The 17037-nt window shown below is 69.4% G+C and carries 16 protein-coding genes and 1 pseudogene; 8 read left to right on the top strand and 9 right to left on the bottom strand.

Going from position 1 to position 17037, the window contains the following annotated elements:
- Nucleotides 1–31: 31 nt before the first annotated feature.
- From QP090_RS23870 to QP090_RS37550, 3 genes and pseudogenes are all read right to left on the bottom strand, one after another.
- A complete protein-coding gene (locus QP090_RS23870) occupies nt 32–766 on the bottom strand; it encodes a class I SAM-dependent methyltransferase (protein WP_285941443.1) in 735 nt (244 codons plus the stop codon).
- A gap of 281 nt (nt 767–1047) precedes the next feature.
- A complete protein-coding gene (locus QP090_RS23875) occupies nt 1048–1281 on the bottom strand; it encodes a hypothetical protein (protein ID WP_285942832.1) in 234 nt (77 codons plus the stop codon).
- Between the two features lie 182 nt (nt 1282–1463).
- Nucleotides 1464–1874, bottom strand: a pseudogene (locus QP090_RS37550) (CU044_2847 family protein); the annotation flags it as partial.
- 4 nt (nt 1875–1878) lie between these two features.
- Between QP090_RS37550 and QP090_RS23885 the strand changes: the two are divergent.
- Both QP090_RS23885 and QP090_RS23890 read left to right on the top strand, forming a co-directional pair.
- Nucleotides 1879–2565 (top strand): transposase, encoded by a 687-nt coding sequence (locus QP090_RS23885; protein ID WP_432763075.1) that lies wholly within the window; start codon nt 1879–1881, stop codon nt 2563–2565.
- On the top strand, nt 2496–3809 hold the full coding sequence (locus QP090_RS23890) for a PQQ-binding-like beta-propeller repeat protein (protein WP_285941445.1): 1314 nt from the start codon (nt 2496–2498) through the stop codon (nt 3807–3809). Before QP090_RS23885 ends, QP090_RS23890 begins: the two co-directional genes overlap by 70 nt.
- Before the next feature lie 354 nt (nt 3810–4163).
- Here the strand turns inward: QP090_RS23890 and QP090_RS23895 are convergent, their stop codons facing one another.
- Together QP090_RS23895 and QP090_RS23900 are read right to left on the bottom strand one after the other, a co-directional pair.
- Complete coding sequence (locus tag QP090_RS23895) at nt 4164–4565, bottom strand: tyrosine-type recombinase/integrase (protein ID WP_285941447.1); 402 nt, start codon at nt 4563–4565, stop codon at nt 4164–4166.
- Between the two features lie 43 nt (nt 4566–4608).
- The gene (locus QP090_RS23900; RefSeq protein ID WP_285941449.1) at nt 4609–5313 is read right to left on the bottom strand and encodes a tyrosine-type recombinase/integrase; all 705 of its coding nucleotides are present in this window, start codon (nt 5311–5313) and stop codon (nt 4609–4611) included.
- A 534-nt stretch (nt 5314–5847) separates the two neighbouring features.
- On the opposite strand from QP090_RS23900, the gene QP090_RS23905 reads away from it, so the two are divergent.
- Genes QP090_RS23905 through QP090_RS23920 form a run of 4 tightly spaced genes read left to right on the top strand, consistent with a single transcriptional unit; the run spans nt 5848 to nt 11313 of the window.
- Nucleotides 5848–6948 (top strand): hypothetical protein, encoded by a 1101-nt coding sequence (locus QP090_RS23905; RefSeq protein WP_285941451.1) that lies wholly within the window; start codon nt 5848–5850, stop codon nt 6946–6948.
- A 16-nt stretch (nt 6949–6964) separates the two neighbouring features.
- Nucleotides 6965–9892, top strand: coding sequence for a DEAD/DEAH box helicase (locus QP090_RS23910; RefSeq protein WP_285941453.1), 2928 nt, complete (start codon nt 6965–6967; stop codon nt 9890–9892).
- A complete protein-coding gene (locus tag QP090_RS23915) occupies nt 9889–11061 on the top strand; it encodes a hypothetical protein (protein ID WP_285941454.1) in 1173 nt (390 codons plus the stop codon). Before QP090_RS23910 ends, QP090_RS23915 begins: the two co-directional genes overlap by 4 nt.
- 18 nt (nt 11062–11079) lie before the next feature.
- Nucleotides 11080–11313, top strand: a complete 234-nt coding sequence (locus tag QP090_RS23920) for an integrase core domain-containing protein (RefSeq protein ID WP_285942780.1) — start codon at nt 11080–11082, stop codon at nt 11311–11313.
- A gap of 180 nt (nt 11314–11493) precedes the next feature.
- Here the strand turns inward: QP090_RS23920 and QP090_RS23925 are convergent, their stop codons facing one another.
- A complete protein-coding gene (locus QP090_RS23925; protein WP_285941456.1) occupies nt 11494–11877 on the bottom strand; it encodes a DUF5997 family protein in 384 nt (127 codons plus the stop codon).
- 55 nt (nt 11878–11932) lie between these two features.
- Between QP090_RS23925 and QP090_RS23930 the strand changes: the two genes are divergently transcribed.
- On the top strand, nt 11933–12616 hold the full coding sequence (locus QP090_RS23930; RefSeq protein ID WP_285941458.1) for a LysR family transcriptional regulator substrate-binding protein: 684 nt from the start codon (nt 11933–11935) through the stop codon (nt 12614–12616).
- Between the two features lie 511 nt (nt 12617–13127).
- On the opposite strand, the gene QP090_RS23935 is transcribed toward QP090_RS23930, so the two are convergent.
- Nucleotides 13128–14438, bottom strand: coding sequence for an FAD-dependent oxidoreductase (locus QP090_RS23935; protein WP_285941460.1), 1311 nt, complete (start codon nt 14436–14438; stop codon nt 13128–13130).
- A gap of 31 nt (nt 14439–14469) precedes the next feature.
- Nucleotides 14470–15042, bottom strand: a complete 573-nt coding sequence (locus QP090_RS23940; RefSeq protein ID WP_285941462.1) for a TetR/AcrR family transcriptional regulator — start codon at nt 15040–15042, stop codon at nt 14470–14472.
- Between the two features lie 350 nt (nt 15043–15392).
- On the opposite strand from QP090_RS23940, the gene QP090_RS23945 reads away from it, so the two are divergent.
- A complete protein-coding gene (locus tag QP090_RS23945; protein WP_285941464.1) occupies nt 15393–16310 on the top strand; it encodes a recombinase family protein in 918 nt (305 codons plus the stop codon).
- Nucleotides 16311–16388: 78 nt separating this feature from the next.
- Here the strand turns inward: QP090_RS23945 and QP090_RS23950 are convergent, their stop codons facing one another.
- Nucleotides 16389–16997 (bottom strand): hypothetical protein, encoded by a 609-nt coding sequence (locus QP090_RS23950; protein WP_285941466.1) that lies wholly within the window; start codon nt 16995–16997, stop codon nt 16389–16391.
- Nucleotides 16998–17037 lie beyond the last annotated feature (40 nt).

Here is a 17037-nt window from a genome sequence, read left to right on the forward strand (position 1 = left end):
CGAAGCCGACTGCGGGGATCACCCCGGCTCGTCAGCGGGGCGGCTCGGACGTCGGCCTCGATGTCGGCGGGGTGCGTTCGACGAGGTTCCAGCGGCCGATGTGGGTCATCAGGGCGGCGTAGGGGTTCGGGGTCACGATGTTGGAGAAGTAGAACGTGCCTCCGGGGCGGCACAGGCGGGACAGAGTGGTGCGGATCAGGGCTCGGGCGAAGCGTTCTTCGAGGTAGTCGAAGAGGCCTCCGGCCAGGACCAGGTCGAAGGGGCCGTAGTCGGAGGCCAGGTGGGCGGCGGTGCGCAGGACGTTGCCGGGGGCCGCGGCGGTCTGGGCGCGGGTCGTGGGCGGCAGGTGTGTGAGGGTGCGCTGGAGGGCGTCGGGGTCGACGTCGTTGAGGACCAGGCGGTCAGCGGGGTGCAGGAGAGCCGGGGCGACTCGGCGCAGGTCGGCGGCGCCTCCGGACGCGATCAGCAGGATGCGGCGGCCGGTGGCGCGCGCGGGGGCCGTGCTCGGGACGTCCGCCGGGTCGCTCCCGAGTGCGGACTCGATGAGCGCGGCTTGGTGGGCGATCTTGTTGCGGTGCTGGTCGGTTATGGGGGCGTGCAGGAGGTAGTCGTCGAAGTGGTGGCCCCAGGTGCTGGGCACGCCTCCGGGCTGACCGCGCAGGATGTACTCGATGATCTCGAAGTCGCCGGCCCGGCCGCGAGCCTGCTCACGGCTCAGCTGGACCATGCCGCCGGCGTCGGCGAACATCTCGGCCAGCGGTGCCATGGCCGCCGTGACGGTGTCCTGACGGGCCGTGGCGAGCGCGGCGGGGAGTCGGCGGAGGGCGAAGTCGTCGAAGTAACGGTGTGCGGTCGCGCGGTCTGCGCCGGCGATCGCCGGGAGTTCGGCCTCAATGGGCCGTGCGCAGAAGGCGCGGATCGCCGCAGAACAGAAGCAGGCCCCACCCGCCGCCCGGCGAACCGGGCCTGCGGACGGGGCCTCGACTTCAAGGGCCTCGTCTATCCTGCCCCCGAGGGGCCAGCCTGTTACAGGCAGGCTGGGCCCTCCTATGACGCCAGCGGCACCTCTCGGACCGGGGTGGTCCCCGAACTTCCCCGCAGGTCGATGTCGGCCCACACCGTGTAGCCGATCCGCGGGCTGCCGAGGAATCCGGTACCGGCAGAGTCGCCGTGCCCGTCCCGGAGGCGGACCGTCCCGGAGGCGAGGACGGTGTCGGCATCCTCATGGTCGCCGTGCCCGGCTCCGGCCGCAGTACGGTCGGATTCGTCCTGGTCGTACACGGGGCCTCCTCGGTGAAGGGAGCGGGAGGGTGCTGGCAGTTGCGACGGCGGATCCCGGCATGCCCCGCGGGACTCAGCCCGGAGGCGGGGCCGCCCGCCGGGCCTCGGCCCGCGGACTCGGGGCCGGGTACGGTTTCCGACACCGCGTCCGAACCGGCAGGGCTGCTGTGCCATGTAAGGCTGACGGAGAAGTTGGCCTCCGCAGAGGAGCCCGCGACAAAGACCTTCGCATCGGCGGAGAGCGACATGCCGAATTCGAGGGTCGCCTCGTCCGGCGGCCGGAGCATGCCACGGCAGCGGCCGACGAAGTCGTCCGCAACCGGCCGTACGACATCCAGCATCTGTTCCAGGGACTGTCCGGCCCGGACGACGGCACGGCTGCCGCGTCCGACGCGCACGACGTCCTCCCCGGCGTCGTTCACCTGCACTCGTACGACCTCGCCGCCACTCCCCAGCGGCACCTCGACTGTGTACACGGCTTGACCCTCCGACAGCGGCTTGACGTTCCCCGATCGTGAATTGGGCCTCCACGCCCCTGAGCTAGGCGGCTCGTGAGGTAAACGGAGGATATCCGGCCGTGTGCCGAGAGTCACAGGATTGACCGAGGCGGTGTGCCAGCACCTCGTTGCCTATGCCCGGGACCCGGCCGCCGTCCCGTCCAGGTGGAAGCAGCTCCGTGTGCCGCACTGCGCATCCCACGACGCAAAGGTCATGTCTCGCTTCCTCGCCCGGCTCGTCTGGCACTTCGACCGGAAGGTACATCTGATCGGGGACCGACACTCGGTCCACCACTCGAAGGCTGTACGGGCCTGGCTCGCCGACCACAAGGGCGAGATCGAGCTGCACTTCCTGCCCTCGTACTCACCCGAACTGAACCCGGACGAGCTGGTCAACGCCGAACTCAAAGGCAGCCTGCCCCACACCCACCGGGCAAGACCCCGGGTCGATACCGGCCACTTTGCCGGGGAACTCGCCCTGGAATGCCTGGCCCAGGATGTGCGGTTCGCGATCGGCGCCAAACGGATCAAACCGTTGTGGGCACACGCCGCCCAGATCTCCGATGATGCGTGGACGCCCGCGATCGGCCTGGACGATGAGGGCCGTGAGGTCGCGGTCATGCCCTATGTCTCGAACTGGTGCGTCGATCTTGTCTCGGTTCACCGGATTCGATGGTCCTGTGGTGGGTCGAGGGGCGGGGCGGATACCGTCCAGCCGTGGATGAGGAGAAGTCGGGTGATCCGGCCACGACTCGGTTGGATCGTGCCGCGATACTGGCCGCCGTAATCGTGCTGGTCGTGGCGGCATTGGGAGGTGACGGCGTCCCGGCCGCCGCTCGCTGGCTGGGCGGACTGCAGGACGGCATGCATCGGACCGGCGCGCCTCTCCCAGGGCCGATCGCCGACGAGCCATTGCGCGACAAGGTCGCGTTGCTGGCCACTACGGGCACCTATCCGTGGGTCTTCGGCGGTGTGCTGGTCCAGGCGGCCATCGGAGCGTCGGACGTGCGGGCGTCGAGCATTCGCGACGGCGGAATATATTGGACGTATCGGCGTCACTCGCTGGCCCTGAATGCAGTGAGCCGGGATGAGACGAACGGCGACCTCTACCTCACCTGGCGGGACCGCGACGACAAGCACATCCGGGCCGTCGACCGGGTCGACGTGGCCGCCGGGAAGGTCGTCTGGCACCACGATGCCGGAGCCGACATCGACAGACTCGGCAAACGCGAGGACAACCTGATCGTGGCGGCGCACCCGGTCGGCTCGCCGGCGGCCGTGGCGTTGTCGTTCTCCCTTGCGACCGGGCTCGACGAGGCGACCGGGCGGCGGCGGTGGGCGGTCCCGCAGCCGAAAGACTGCTCGCTGATCGCCGACCCGCGGACCATCGCCGGTGCCTCCGGCCTTGTCGCCGTCGTTCAGCAATGCGTCGAAAAGAACCAGAGCAGGCTGTTCCTGCTCGGCCTCGACACCGCCACCGGTGCCTCGCGATGGCGCACCCCACTCCCGTCCAGAGAATGGTCCGAGCCGCCCGACTATGTCGAGCCGATACCCGGCGGGCGCCTCCTTGTCGGCGGACGCCTTGATCCCTGGCTGGCCGTCGATGCCACAACGGGACGGCCCTCCAAGAAAGGGTTGCGGCCCCTCGCGCACTGGGTGCGGAACGGAGATGCACGGAATGGGCCCGCGGTCGCCCAATGCGCCCTGGCCAAGTGGTGTGGGTATGACATCGCCACCGGACGCCGGATCTGGACCCAGACAGCACCGCCCGGCTTCCAGACGGACGGCCGTAACCCGGTAATCAGCCATGGCCGGGTCTACGCCCTGACCGAGGAGGACACCCTCGGGATCGAGCCCGGCCGTCAGATCAACGTCCTTGACCAGAAGACCGGCGCGTGGATCACCCGGCTTCCACTCCCTTCGCCGCCCGGAGACCAGCCGGGTTCCACGCCGTCCATCCCACAGATCCGTGATGGGGTTTTCATCGTCGGCTATCCGTCGGTGTACAGCCTGCTGGGAAAGAAGTCCTAATACCCAGCAAGGCCCCTCTTAATCCGCGGGTTCGGGGTTCAAGTCCCTGACGGCACACCCGCTCCGACCAGCGAGACACCCCTCACGGGAGCCGTCGCTGTCGTCGTATGAGGCCGAACTGAGGCTAACCTGCGCCCGTCACTATGCGTGCATTGGGCCAAGACGTTCTCGGCCACTTTTGGGACCCTCGATGCCCCGTACGCAGGCATGCATCATCGCGCGTGGAGCCCTTCGACTCGCCACGCCGGATGGTGTTCAGTTGTCCTTTCTGCATCGAAGTATCAGCGACAGGGAGCCGTAAAGGCTCTGGTCATACGCTCCCGAAGCGGCCCTGCAGGCCAGCGGCGGAGCGGCTCAGCGTCTTTGTGGACGCCCGATCTGGCGGCTGGGATGAGCGTTCGACTGGCCAGTCCGTACTCTCCGGTCAGTGCGGCTCTTGCGTCCGCGTCGTTTCTTGGAGGTTGCTGCGCGGCGGCGCGTGCGTTTGGTTCCCGGGACGAGTCGGCCTGCTTTGAGGACGTGGGCGGCGGTCTTCTCGGCCGCTTTGTGGGCGACCTCGGGAAGGACGGAGGTGTAGGTGTCGGCGGTGAGCACGATGCTGGAATGGCCGAGCATCTCCTGCACCACCTTCAACTCCACACCTGCGGCCAGGGCGAGGGTCGCCGCTCCGTGCCGGAGGTCGTGCAGCCGGATCGGTGGCAGGCCATGCTCGGCGATCAGCTTGGTGAAGGTACGCGTCAGCCGGTCCGGGGCCATCGGGCCGCCGTTGAGGCAGGTGAAAACGTACCCGCTGTCGCGGTTACTGCTTGCCGGCCCGGGCGCGCTCGTGTCGTTGACCGTCTTTGTGGTCGCGCAGCGCGGCGACGGTGGTGCGGTCCAGAGCGATGACGCGGGCGCTACGAGCGGTCTTGGGCGGGCAGGCCGTCAGATGCCGGTCATACTGCTGCAGCTGCTGGGTGATGACCGCCACGCCTCCGTCCAGGTCGACGTCGCACCAGCGCAGCCCGGCGGCCTCGCCACGGCGCAGGCCGCGCAGTGCGATCAGGTGGTAGGCGGCGTAGAGGCGGTGGTCGCCGATGGCGTACAGGAACTCGGCCGTCTGCGCCGCCGTCCAGACCGCCACCGCCGGCCGCTCCCCGGTCTTCTCCCAGTGCTCGACACGCGCTGAGGTCCACACCACCGCCCGCGGACGGCGCGCACCCGGCAACTCCACCCGGGCGGCAGGATTGTCGCTGAGCAGGCCTTGGCGGATGGCGGCGTTGAGCGCTGTCCGCAAGGTCGCGCGGATCCGGTTCAGCGTCGCCGGCGACATCGGCTTGCCCAGCGCCTCGCTGTGCCGAGCGATCGCGGTGAACATCGCATGCACATGCGCCACCGAGACCTCGGCCAGGATGAGCTTGCCCAGGTACGGGGACAGGTAAAGCCGGACATGACTGGTGTAGCCGCGCACGGTGGAGGAGGCGCGGTTGCGGGTCGCGATCCAGTGCGACAGCCAGTCCCCCACCGTCAGCAAGCTCGAACTCGCGTCCCTGCGCTCGGCGTTCGGAGCCGGGTCAGCGCCGCCCCGGCAGCCTTGCGGGTTGCGAGCCGCCACGGCGGATCCGCCTGCGGCGGCCATCCAGGTCGGCGGGAAGCTCCAGCCGCAGATACAAACTGCCATACCGCCGCCCAGGCACGAGCTTCGGACAGGAGCGGCCCCAGGATTTGCCAGTCTCGGGGTGCAGGCAGCCGCACCGCCGGTACACCCCACCAGCACTCGTCAAATCGTTACCGCCGACACCTACACCCCACAGCACCATAGGGGACGCTCAACGCGACGAGCCGCTCGCTTCCTGCTGTGAACGGAACCGGGTGGGCTCCAGTGCTGATGACCGAGACCGACGTCCATGGGCCCATCGACTTCGTGCTGATCGAGTCCCCCGGGGACCGCGAAGCCCAAGGTCCTACATCCTCCCAGATTGATCACTGAATGTCGTTCGGCTGCGTTTTGTGGTGTTACCACGGCGGATTGTCCTGGTGGGTCGTTACGATTCCCCGCGTGGCCAAGAAGGAGCGGCAGAAAATTCTGGCGAGCGTGCAGCGGGCCCTGTTCGACGCCGCTGACCGGCGGTGCAGCATGTGCCTTCGGAAGGTTGACATCGGCGGGAGCACGGCGCACATCGGCGAGATGGGACACATCGCCCCGTCCTCTCCGGGCGGGCCGCGCGCCGAGATGGACAGGCCTGCCGAGATCGACGGAGTCGCCAATCTCATGCTGCTCTGCCCCGCCTGCCACCGGACCATCGACAAGGCCCCCGCGCTCTGGCCCGGGGAGACACTGCTCGCGATCAAGGCTGAGCACGAGGGCTGGGTTGCGGTCGAGAGGGCACGCCCTGAGCCGGTCAAGGAGGGCGCGGAGGATCCCCTCGGTCTCGGCGAGGTGGTCGAGATCGGCGAGGATCTGTTCAGGGTCGCGGGCGCTCCGGTCGAGCAGTGGTCGGCCGACAACGCCACCGTCGTCTCCCGGACCTTCGCCCTCGGGCGGGACGGCCGGCACGTCTGGCTCCGGAGGGCCGAATCGCGGGAGCCCGGTCCCGAGACCCTGCAGTGGCGCGCGGAGCTCGCGGCCGAACAGGACCTCCTCGGCGAAGGGCTGCCAGGCCTGCCCGCGGTGGCGGCGGCTGCGCTGACGCCGGCGGAGCTGGTGCTCGCCGTCGACGTTCCGTCGTTCACCTCGATGGGGGACTTCTACGAAGGCCGAGGGCGCGCGGCGGAGACGGTAAAGGTGCTCGGCGCGGCTCTCGAGGACGTGTGCGCGGGCCTCGCCGCCTTGCACGCCAGGGGGCTGACCCATGGCGACCTCACACTCGGCTCGATCTTGACCGATCGGCGAGGAGCGCTCGCCCTGCGCGACACCGGCCGTGCTTTCGCCCATTCCAGCGATCCGTCCGATCGGTTCGCGCCCGCCGATGATGTTCGCGCGCTCGCCGAGCTCGTTCACCTGATCGTGACGGGACGGTCGCCGGTCCCGATGGTGTCGGCCTCGATCCTCAATCCGGCCGTTCCTGAGGGATTCGCGCGAGCCCTCGCCCGGGCCCTCTCGGAGGATCCGGCGGAACGAGGCCACATCAGCGAACTCGGTGCGCAACTGCGCCGCTGACCCTGGGGAGAGGAACGTGACGGGAAAGGTCGTCGATCTGGGGCCCGAGGTCGGGCTCGTCTGGTCCCGGAAGTTCCCCGAGACCTTGATGAGACAGCGTGTCCGGCACCCGTTCCTGCCCGACCTGCAGGCGATCACGGGAGACCTCTGGGCGTACGGGCCGCGGCAGCCGTTGGCCGGCCGGGTCGAACGCGGCAGGGACGGGCGCGACGACTTCCTCAAGGTCTACGTGGATGACCGGTACGCCCTCATGCTCTTCCCGACTCGCGATGAGCGAGGCTACTGGGTGGGGGGCATCCACCCCCTCCATTTCGACGACCATGACCAGATCGCCCGGGGAGCGCTGCTGCTGCGGGCAGGTGGGTGGCGGGTCCACGCCCACCCCAGCGAGCTTCGCCACCTATCGGGCTGGCCCGCCGTCCAGGCCGCCTGGAACGCCGGCATCATCGGTTCGCACGAGCCACGCCAGGACCTCCCCGACACGCACGCCCGGTACCTCGACCGCCTGACGACGCTGATCGAGCAGGGGCGCCGGATCGAGGCGACCGGCGGCGCCGGACGCCTGTCCACCTACCGCAGGGTGGCACCCGTGGCGGCGGTTCGCCGTTCGGCCAGGTCGGTGCACGCGTTCCACCTGCTCAATGCGGGCCGGTTGACCACCGGCTCCCGCGTCCACATCGACGGCGAACCCGACCTGCGCGGCCGGGTCGAGCAGATCGACGAGGGCGTGGCCAGAGTCCGGTTCGAACGTCCCGTGGACTTCGACCGCATCCCCGAGGTCGGCTCGTTCGCCGAGTCGCCCAACCTGGTCGCCTACGACAAGCGGCGCGAGGCCGTCGAGATCCTGAGGGAGCGGCGCTCGCACAATCCGGCGCTGCTACCCGCCCTGGTGGACGGCGTCTACCAGCCGTTCCGCCCGGCGGTCGGGACCCGCCCGGCCGAGCCCCTGGACCCCAGCCAGCTCAGCGCCTTCCACAAAGCCCTGGAAGTCCCGGACCTGGCCCTGATCCAAGGGCCGCCTGGCACGGGCAAGACGCACACGATCCGGCAGCTCGTCCTGGCCTGCGCCGAGGAGGACCGCAAGGTCCTGGTCACCTCGTACACCAACCGCGCCGTCGACAACGTGCTCAAGGACCTGCCCGACGACCTGCTCGTTCTGCGGGTCGGGCGCGAGGACGGCGTCACCGCGGACTGCAAGCACCTCACGCTCGAGGCCCGCGCCGGTGAGCTCCAGCAGCACATCGTCGAACGGACCGAGCCGCACCTTCGGCGCTACGCCGCCGCCGACCCGGCCGGAGGAGCCGCCGACGCCCTGTGCCGCCAGTTCGCCTACGACAGGGAACGCCTCGTCGAGGCCGTCGAGGACGTCGGGCGCCGCGCCGCGGCCGTCGCGACGAAGGACGGCGAGGTCACCCTCGACCTGAGGCGCAGGCTCGGCACGCTCGACCAGGCCACCGGGCAGCACCAGGCGATGCTCGCCGAGCGCGTCGAGGTGCTCCAGCGTCTGGAACGTTCGCTGGCCAAAGCCCGGCGCACGGCCGAGATGCCGTTGATCGGGCTGTTCGTCAGGAGACGGGTGACTCGCATCGACGGCGAGGCCGCCAACGCGCGGGCCGAGGCGGACGGGGTTCACCGGACGCTCGCCGCGATCGACAACGACCGGAAGGGGCTGCTGGCCGAGCTCGCCCGCGTTCGTGGCACCCACCCCGAGCTGAACGCGCTCCGTCGCGACCATCAGCAAGCCCTCACTGAGCAGGGCGCCCGCGCCGACCAGGCCGCGGGCGTCGCCGGAGCGTTGCGCGACCTGCTCGACGGCCCCCTACCGCCGATCGCGGCCGACCCCGCCGCGCTGGCCGTCTTCCATGAGGCCGCGGAACAGGCGCTCGCCCTGGCCCGCCGGAGGCTGGAGCTGCTGAGATCCTGGCGCGAACGGCTCAGCCGCCGGACCGAACAGCTGTACGGAGAGCTGATCAGGTACGCCGACGTCATCGGCGCGACCTGCATCGGCAGCGCGACGAGCGAACATCTCGACGACGTCGGCTTCGACCTGGCCGTCGTCGACGAAGCGGGGCAGATCGCCACCGTGGACGCGCTCGTGCCGCTCGTCCGCGCGCGGCGGGCCGTCATGGTCGGCGACCACGTCCAGCTGCCGCCGCTGCCCGACCAGGAGCTCCTCACCTGGGCGACGGCCGAGCACCCGAACGACCCCGACCTGGCCCGCCTGGTCACCCACAGCGCGTTCGAGCTCGCCTTTCCCAAGGTCCCGCCGGGACACCGTGAACTGCTGCGCTACCAGCGCCGGATGCCCGAGATCGTGGCCCGGTTCGTGTCCGACCAGTTCTACGGCGGATTCCTGGAGACCGCCGTCGAGCGGACGCACCGCGACGACCTGTTCGCCGCGCCGCTGGCGTTCGTCGACACCTCGACGCTGCCCCAGAAAGAACGCCGCAGCAGGAGACCGAGACCCGACGAACCCTGGCCGAAGCGGAGCTGGCTCAACGACCGGGAGGCCGAACTGGCGGCCCGGCTCGCCGCCCACTACCACGCGCGTTCCGGCGACTGGGCGGTGATCCTTCCATACTCCGCGCAGATCGGGCTGGTCTCCGAACTGCTGGCGAAGGAGATCGGCGACGAGGACACGATCGCCCGTCGCGTCGCCACCGTCGACTCGTTCCAGGGCGGCGAACACGACACGATCATCTTCGGCTTCACGGTCAGCAATCCCTCCGGTCACATCGGGTTCCTGAGGGAGGTCCGCCGCTCGAACGTGGCGTTCTCCCGCGCCCGGCAGCGGCTGATCCTCATCGGCGACCTCAGCACGCTGCTCAACACGGGCGACCCGCTCTTCCGCGGCATGGTCGACAACCTGCACGAGCACGTCCGGCGACGCGGAGACCTCCGCGCCTACCGCGACGTCATGGGCGCTCTCGGGGAGGACACGTGAGCAGGAACGACGGCCCGCTTTACGCCCAGACCCGCGCGCTGGAACACGCGGCGAGCCTCCCCGGCGTCCGGCCCCTCCGCGTCCACTCCCTCGCGTTCCCCCTACACGCCGCCGAACTGGACGCCACGATCGAGGAACGCGGCCCGTTCGACCTGCTCGACCGGTACGTCGGCCTGGCCATTGCCGACGCGCGCTTCACCACCACCCCGGAGATCGCCACGTTCCTGGGCGTCTCCGAGCGCATGGTCGACCAGGTCCTGCGGTTCCTGCACGGCATCGGTCACGTCCAGGCGAACGGTGGCAGTCTGACCCTCACACCACGCGGCTTCCGGGCGGTCCGCGACGACCGCCGCTACGTCGAGAAGCGCGAGAAGCTCCGGATCTACTTCGACGGCGTCCGCTGCGGCCCGCTGCGCACGGCCCACTACGCGCCCGGCGTCCGCGTCCTCGACCGTGAGGCCGCCCACGCCCAGCGCACCTTCCGCCTGCTCCAACACGGCGGACCCTTCCAACCGGGCGCCGTCGACGACCTGGCCCGGCGTCCCGACCGTGGCGACTACGACCTGCCCGACGAGCTACTGAACCTCGAAGTGTCGAGCGTCGACCAGGCGTTCCTGCCCTGCTACGTCATCAGGGCGCGCGCGGGCGGCGCCCGCACGACGATGGTCTACTCCGGCGTCGCCGACCGCCGCGACCTGCACATCGAGAAGATCTTCAACAACTGGCCGAGGTCCACCCATGTCATGGAGGCCTCGGACGCCGAGGAGCCGCGCGACCATTTCGCCGGCTGGATGCGCCAGCGCGACATCGCCCCAGACGCGATCGTGTGGCAGGACCATGACAGCCCCCGCCTCAACCTGCCGCCGTCCCGGTACACCGACAAGGAGAGCCGCCCGAAGAACACATTCTCCCTGAGCATGCTCGGCGCGTACGTCGCCCCCCGCAGCCACGTCCTCCAGCTGTGGTGCAACGACTCCGCAACCCGCGAGAAAGCCGCCCTGAGCCGCGCACTCGCCTACGTCTCCACCACCCGCCGCACCCGGGACCAGCTCACCGAGTTCCTGGAACGCATGTCCGGCCAGCTCGAACTCCCCTCGCCCCTCACCGAGGAGACCCTCCGGCGCCACGCCCGCAAGGTCGGCTACGGCCCCCTCAACCTGAAGGGCTGATCGCTATCCAGTTCGACGATCGGCGACCCGTACGACAACGCCGTGGCCGTATCGTTCTGGGCGCGCGTGCAAACCGAACTGCTCGACCGGCAACGCTGGCAGACCCGCGTAGAACTCGCCAACGCGATTCTCGAGTACATCGAAGGGTTCTACAACCGCCACCGACGCCACTCCGCCCTGCACTACATGAGCCCGATACATTTCGAAACCACCCACCCGTCGAACCTGGTCTCCTCATCACCGAGTCCGTGAAACCGGGGCAACACCAACGGGCCGTGGAACGGGGGGAACCTCAGGAACGGGCAGAGCACCGCCGAGTTCTTGGGGATCTATCACCGAAAGAGCGACAGAATCGGAGACCGTACACTTCCCAGCCGGCTTGGCATCCTGGGATGCCTCGGTCCTGCACGTCGGCCGGGGGCATCACGTGAGTCAGGCCTTGGCGCGCTGCTGCTTGAGGCGGAGTTCCTCTTCGCGGACTTTGGCTCGGATGGCCTGCTCGCGTTCTAGCCAGTCGGGGTTCTCGGCCTTCAGGTTCTCGATCTCGGCTGTGGTGAGGGGGCCCGTGATGCCGGCGCGGGCCAGACCTGAGGCGGAGACACGGAGCTTGGCGGCGACGACCTGGCGGGGGTGGGGGCCCTCGCGGCGAAGGTCGACGAGCCAAGAGGGCGGGTCAGCCTGGAGCGCGTTCAATCCGTCCCGGGAGACAGGGCCTTCCTGGAACTCGGTGGGCGCTGCCGACAGCAGGATCCCCAGCTTCTTGGCCGCGGTCGCGGACTTCATGGTCTGCGGGGTCTTTGCCTTGAACGTGCTCATGACCTCAAGGGTAGCCAGCGGATGGGGGCTGCCTGGACGTGACTAGGCTGTGGGAGTGACCAAAGGTGAGTTCCGGCTGGCCTACGTGCCGGGGGTGACGCCCGCGAAGTGGGCTGGGGTGTGGGCCGAGCGGGTGCGGGATGTGCCGCTTCGGCTGGTGCAGCTCCCCGCCGCCGATGTTGTCCCCCTGCTGCGGAAGGGTGATGTGGACGCGGCGTTCGTACGCCTGCCCGTCGACCGCGAGGCCCTCCATGTGATCCCGCTGTACCTGGAAACAACCGTCGTGGTGGTGCCCAAGGATCACGCGGTGGCCGCGGTGGAGGAGGTGGAGCTTGCCGATCTCGCCGACGAGGACGTGTTCGAGCCGCTCGACGAGGTCTTGACCTGGGGCGACCGCCCCGGGCAGCCTGCCTTCACCCGTCCTGAGGACACCGCTGATGCGATCGAGTTGGTGGCGTCGGGGGCCGGCACCCTACTGCTCCCACAGTCTTTGGCCCGCCTCCACCACCGCAGAGACCTCACCTACCGCACCGTGACCGACGCTCCTCAATCCCAGATCGGCCTGGCCTGGCTTGAGGCCGTGACGACCGACCTCATGGAGGAACTGATCGGCATCGTCCGCGGCCGCACCCCCAACAGCTCCCGCGGCCGCAACGCCCAACAACAGCCCACCCGCAAGAAGCCACCGCGCCAGCGCTCCACCCCTAAGCACCGCCACCAAAAGCGCCGCCGGACGTGAAGAGAGTCATTGTGGGCGCCGGAGATCCTGTCACCCATGTGACCTGCGAGTACTTATGAACAAGCCCGGCCAGGGGGTATCCCCTGAGTTCCTCGACCGGACGGCCCCGGCGCCGACCCAAATACGCGATCGGGTTCACCCTCACCGACGACATCTGCGCCGCTTCAGCGCTACTACGGACCGGTCCGCCGGCACACCCAGCGATCAACTTCCTGGGCCGCTACGCCTTCACCCGCGCCGAACCGAGTGCTGGGCTCCGCCCCTTCCACGACCCCGTCCACCACGAGATGGCATCTGGTGAGCACTCACCGGCTGGGCAGTGACGTCAGCGCGGCATAGGTGGCCACGCCGAAGGGCGCCCTCTTAACGGGGGCGCCCTTCGGCGTCGCTGCTTGGCCCTCCGCCCCGAGTTCGGTGTCCGGCCCCGCGCAGAACCGGGCGCGCGGTTCAGCGCTGCTGCGGAGCAACGAACCGGACACCGGTCGGCCGACTGGGAACGCCCGGTGAAGGGTCAGTCCGAGAAGATCGCGCGGCGCAGTGGGGGGAGGACGCCGCACAGCCGGAAGAACGTCCGTGCGATGGTGCGGACCGCGCGGCTGGGCAGGGTGGCCAGGCGCAGGTACATGGTCGCGGCTCGCACGGCGGCGAAGCCGTTGTTCAACATCGCGCGCTCGTAGGCGGCGAGGGCGGGGAGCAGGTCGTCTTCACCCTGGCCGACTGCGATCAACGCGCGGCGCAGCGCGCCTGCGTCGTACAGCGCCGCGTTGCCGCCCAGACCGCCGACCGGCGGCATGGAGTGGATGGCATCGCCCAGCACGGTCACGTTCGTGGTCGGCCAAGGCTTCACCCGCTCGGCGGTGGCGAAATCGAATCGCTCGATGGTGTCGGCGGGCGTCTGGGCGATCAGCTCGCGCAGGTCGGGATGCCAGTCGGCCAGGCGAGAGGTGACCAATTCGCGCAGCCGTTGCCCGCGCCCGCCCGCCGGGGCGTCGAGCAGGTCTGCGGGCAGCACGCGCCGGTGGGCGACGTAGGCCCACATGACGTAGTCGTCGTCTTTGGCGTCCTGGACGAGCAGTTCTGGGTCCAGGCCCACGGCCCGCATCTGGTCGCCGATGCGTTCGACGGTGGCCCCATCGGTCTCCCGGCGGCGGAACACCGCCGTGAACAGGAAGTCCCGCTTGGGCAGGAACATGTTCTTGGTGCTGGTCATCTCCTCGGGCAGCCACGCCGCCCCGTCGTCGAGCCGGAGTTTGCCGCCGATCCCGACGCCGGGTACGGGGGTCCGTCGCGCGTGTGGCAGCAGTTGCCGCCGCACGCGAGAGTTGACGCCATCCGCGCCGACCAGCAGGTCGCCGGTGGCCGAGGTGCCGTCGGCGAACTGGGCGGTGACGGTGCCGTCGGCGTTCTGCCGGTAGCCGGTGAACTCCTTGCCGAAGTGGACGACGTCGTCCAGACCGGCAAGCAACAGCCGCCGCAACGTGACGCGGCTGACCGCGTGCGTCTGTTCGGACGGGTCACGCTCTGCGGGCGGGGCGTCCTCCCGCATCAGCAGCCGGAGCCGCTCGGTGAACACCCCCATGCCGGGTCCGGGATCACCGGCGGTGGCCACCAGGACCTGCCACAGGTGCGCGGGAAGGCAGTCGTGCAGCGCCCGGCTACCGACTGGTTCGATGTTGAGCCGGTATCCCTGCAACCGGGCATCGGGCGCGGCGTCGCGTTCGAAAACCGCGACGTCGATCCCGGCGGCGTGCAGGCCCTGCGCCAGGCACAGGCCGCCGATGCCGGCCCCGACGATGACGGCCCGGAGTGGACGTGTGGACATGAGATGTTCCTCCTGGGGGGCAGACCGGGGGTCAGGTGCGGATCAGCAGCTGATCGAGCAGTTCGAGGACGTCGCCGGCGCGGCTGGAAGCCAGGCTCGCTCCCTTGACGGTGGCGATGACCAGCTCCGCTCCCGTTGCCGGATCGAGGCCCGGGCCCAGCGCTCCGGCCGCGGCGGCATCGGTCAGCAGAGCGCGCAGTGAGTTCCGCCAGCCTTCCTCCCGGCTGGCGATGATCTCCCGCAGCTCGGAGTCGCGCCGGGCCCGCAGATCCAACTCGCGCAGGACGATGTGGAGCTCGGGCTGGTCGGCGATCTTCTGGCGGAGCGTGGCCAGATGGTCCCGCAGGCGCTCAACGGGGCCGCCGTCCGGTGGTGTGGTCGACCGGAACTGCCCGGTGGCGTAGTCCACGACCGCCACCACCAGATCCTGCTTGGTGGGGAAGTGGTGATGGATCGAGGAGTGGTCGATACCCACTTGGGCGGCCACGTCCCGCATCCGCAACCGCTCGAACCCGCCTTCGGCCAGACACTGGTACGCCGCCTGCACCAGCGCGTTCCGACGCTCCGGACCAGCCGGTGGCCTGCCTCGTCGTGTCGCCGCCATGCCCGCCTCCATTAATCCACCAACCAGTTGGTGGATTAATATCAGGCGAGCCGATGCGACGTCAATCCGATTGGTGAAGCGGCAGCGGCGGCGGACGCCTCGGGGTATGACTTTCGGAACTTGAGGGCGGGGGAATCTTCAGCGGTAGCTGGCGGGCCGGGCCGCAGCCTTGCGAAACTGGCTTATATGGTGTCGGCAAACGAACGGTTGACGACAGGCGCCGCACGCGTCCAATGGACCCTGCCGGACCAGGGCTCGACGGCCGCGCCGATCCAATCGGATCCAATGCCGATTCATGACAGGTTTGACGACCGAAAGTAGCCGTTCCAGCCCACCGGAAGGCTCCCTCGATGGCGAACCTGGTCTACAAACGGGTCTCCACCGACCAGCATTCCACCGCCCGGCAGAACCTCGTCCTGGCCGAGGCCCAGATCGAGAACCCGGTCGTCTTCGAGGAACAGGCCGGGACCTCCAGCCGCCTGCACCCGCTCCAGCGCCCCAGGTTCGGTGAACTGCTCACCTATGCCCGGCCCGGCGACACCGTGCACATCTCCGAGATGTTCCGCCTGGTGCGCGGCACCGGCCACATCCTCGACGTCCTGGACGTGCTGCACCGCGATCGACTGGCCCTGCGCATCCACGACGGCGCGTTCTCGGGCATGGGCCTCACCGCCCGCCACCCCCGCACCGGCCAGCTGCTGTCCACGGTGAAGTTCATCGTGCAGACCCTGGCCGCCGCCGGCGAACTCCAACGCGACCTGCAACGCGAGCTCACCTACGACGGACTACGCGCCGCCAAGGCCAAGGGCGACAAGGGCGGCCGCCGCCCCGCTATCACCGCCGTCACGATCGGCGTTGTCCGCACCGCCTACTCCGACGGCACCTCGACCGCCGCCCTGGCCCGAGAGCACGGCGTCAGTCGCGGCGCCTGCTGCACCGCCGTCGCCAACCTCATGCCGGCCCACAACGCCAGCGGCCAGGCGGTAGCCCCTGCCCCCGAACTGCCGGTCACCCTCGACATGCCCAGCAAGGTCGCCGACTTCATTCGCGCGGTCGACCTGGACGACGTCGAGCGGGCCGTGCTCGACCACGGCCAAGCGGTGCGGCGCGGCCAGGGCTACACCCTGCACGTCAGCGCCGCACCCGCAGTCCACCGCCGACTCCAAGGCCACTGCCCTGCCCCTCGGCGCAGCCCCGGCCACCCCCGCCCAACGCAAGGCCCGCCGCGAGCACGAAACCCGCGTCAACCCCGAACCAGGGGTGAATAATCAGCGGCAAATCTTCCGGAACTCAAACCCGGAAAGCGTGTACCGCTCGATTATTGAGTTGCGTGGCCTGAGCCGTTGTTATGCGGCGTGATGATATTCGTTGATCACACCCTTCACGACGGATCTTCGTCGGATGGATCGCCGACCGTTGAGTTCAACCGGGTCCTGGACGGGCTGGGCTTGGGGGTCCGGGGGGCATTTCATCCGCGGCGTTCGCGGCAGGGTCCTGACGATCCGAAGCCCTTCGGCTTTGAACACCTCATCGAACGCGGCGGTGAGAACCGGATCACGGTCGTGGATCAGAAACCGTAGCGCGCCGATACGATCCCCCAACTCCATGGCCAGGTTGCGGGCCTGCTGCACCGCCCACGCTCCGGTCGGGTGCGCGGTCACTCCGGCCAGATGCAGCCTGCGGGTGCCGTGCTCGATTAACACCAGCACATACAGCCGCTTGAGCAGGACCGTCTCCACCACCAGGAAGTCGCACGCGATGATCGCATGCGCCTGAGCAGCCAGGAACTGCCGCCAGGTCGGCCCGCCCCGGCGAGGCGCGGGATCGACACCGGCAGCGTGCAGGATCTCCCACCCCGTCGACGCGGCGACCGTGTACCCGAGACGGGCCAACTCGCCTTGGATCCGCCGGTGCCCCCACGTCGCGTTCTCCCTCGCCATCTGCAGGATCAGCATCCTGACCGCCGCACCTGTGCGGGGGCGACCTGGGCGCCGC

Source organism: Actinomadura xylanilytica, assembly GCF_030283145.1.
In the GTDB taxonomy this organism is placed as follows: Bacteria; Actinomycetota; Actinomycetes; order Streptosporangiales; family Streptosporangiaceae; genus Spirillospora; species Spirillospora xylanilytica.